Annotated in this window: 2 protein-coding genes; both read left to right on the top strand. The window is 64.5% G+C overall.

Annotated features, from left to right (window positions below; translation table 11 throughout):
- The first annotated feature begins 199 nt into the window (after positions 1-199).
- The gene (locus QVO51_RS02850; RefSeq protein WP_022357155.1) at positions 200-922 is read left to right on the top strand and encodes a tRNA1(Val) (adenine(37)-N6)-methyltransferase; all 723 of its coding nucleotides are present in this window, start codon (positions 200-202) and stop codon (positions 920-922) included.
- The coding region (gene rsmI, locus QVO51_RS02845; protein ID WP_288167787.1) for a 16S rRNA (cytidine(1402)-2'-O)-methyltransferase at positions 919-1,406 on the top strand (488 nt) is incomplete at its 3' end. The genes QVO51_RS02850 and rsmI, both read left to right, overlap by 4 nt.

The following is a 1,406-nucleotide window of genomic DNA, read 5'->3' as shown; positions in this document are numbered from 1 at the left end:
CGTGACCCATCCGGTTAAACAAATGGAGCAAGGTCAGAAACATCAAATGGAAAAGACCCCGGAAGGCAGTGCCGCACCAACTCCGTGCAGTGCTGCCTTGACATTTTCCCGGAAGGGGAGTACAATAGAGGCAGCAAAGTCAAACCAAGCTGTCCGGTATGTTTCTGACCCGGCGGCAATCACTGGAAGGAGGCGGCATATGGAAGTCAAACGGGAGCCCCTGGGCAGGCTGCACATCTGCGTCAGTGATGCCCACCGGTTCGGCACGGACGCCTTTCTCCTTGCCGCCTTTTCCCGGTATCAGGCACGGGACGTGGCATGCGACCTGGGCACGGGCTGCGGCATCATCCCCCTGGTCATGGAACGGCACATGCCCCCCAGGCAGATCTACGGGCTGGACATTCAGCCGGAGGCGATCCGGCTGCTGGAGCAGACCGTGGCGGAGAACCGGCTTACCAATCTGACCCCGGTGCTGGGGGATCTGCGTACCCTGTGGGCGGACGCTCCCCTGGAGCAATGCACCCTGGTGACCTGCAATCCCCCCTACAAGGCCCAGGGTGCAGGCATGGAAAGCGCCGGGGACGCTGCCCGGATCGCCCGGCACGAGCTGCTGTGCGATATCTCCGACGTATGCGGCAGTGCTGCCCGATTGCTCCGGTTCGGAGGCAGGTTCTGCCTGTGCAACCGGCCGGAACGGCTGTGCGATGTGCTGTGCGCCATGCGCAGTGCCGGGATCGAGCCAAAACGGCTCCGGTTCGTGGCAAAGCATCCGGACACGGCTCCCTGGCTGTTTCTGGTGGAGGGGAAGAAGGGGGCGAAGCCCTTTTTACAGGTGGAGCCAACCCTGGCAGTGCGGCAGGGGGACGGCGTGACCCCGGAGCTGGAGGCATTTTACCGATTGGGAACGGAGGAGGAAGCATGAGCGGCATGCTCTATATCGTGGGCACCCCCATCGGCAACCTGGGGGATGTGACCATGCGGCAGTTGGACACCCTGCGGACGGTGGATTTCATCGCCGCAGAGGACACCCGGGTGACCCGGGGGCTGCTGACCCATTTTGACATTCACAAGCCCCTGGTCAGCTACCATGACCACAGCGGCATCCGCTGCGCCGAGGGCATCGTGGAACGGCTCCGGGCAGGGGAGTCCGCCGCCGTGGTGACGGACGCAGGCATGCCCTGCATCAGCGATCCCGGGGAGGAGCTGGTGCGGCTCTGCTGGGAGGCAGGGGTGCAGGTGCAGGTGGTGCCGGGGCCCAGTGCGGCGGTGTCCGCCCTGGCGATTTCCGGGCTGCCAACGGGGCGGTTCGCCTTTGAGGGCTTTTTGCCGGCGGCGAAAAAGCAGCGTACCGCCCGGCTGGCGGAGCTGACCGGAGAGCAGCGGACGCTGATCTTTTACGAAGCCCC

It is taken from the genome of Ruminococcus sp. CAG:379, from assembly GCF_000434255.1.
Lineage (GTDB): Bacteria > Bacillota > Clostridia > Oscillospirales > Ruminococcaceae > Ruminococcus_F > Ruminococcus_F champanellensis.
Note: the sequence above shows the minus strand (reverse complement) of the source record. Positions and strands in the feature narration are given on the sequence as shown.

Bases quoted from the DNA above. Each gene is read 5' to 3' on its own strand.
- QVO51_RS02850 (WP_022357155.1), top strand. From the start codon at position 200: ATGGAAGTCAAACGGGAGCCCCTGGGCAGGCTGCACATCTGCGTCAGT.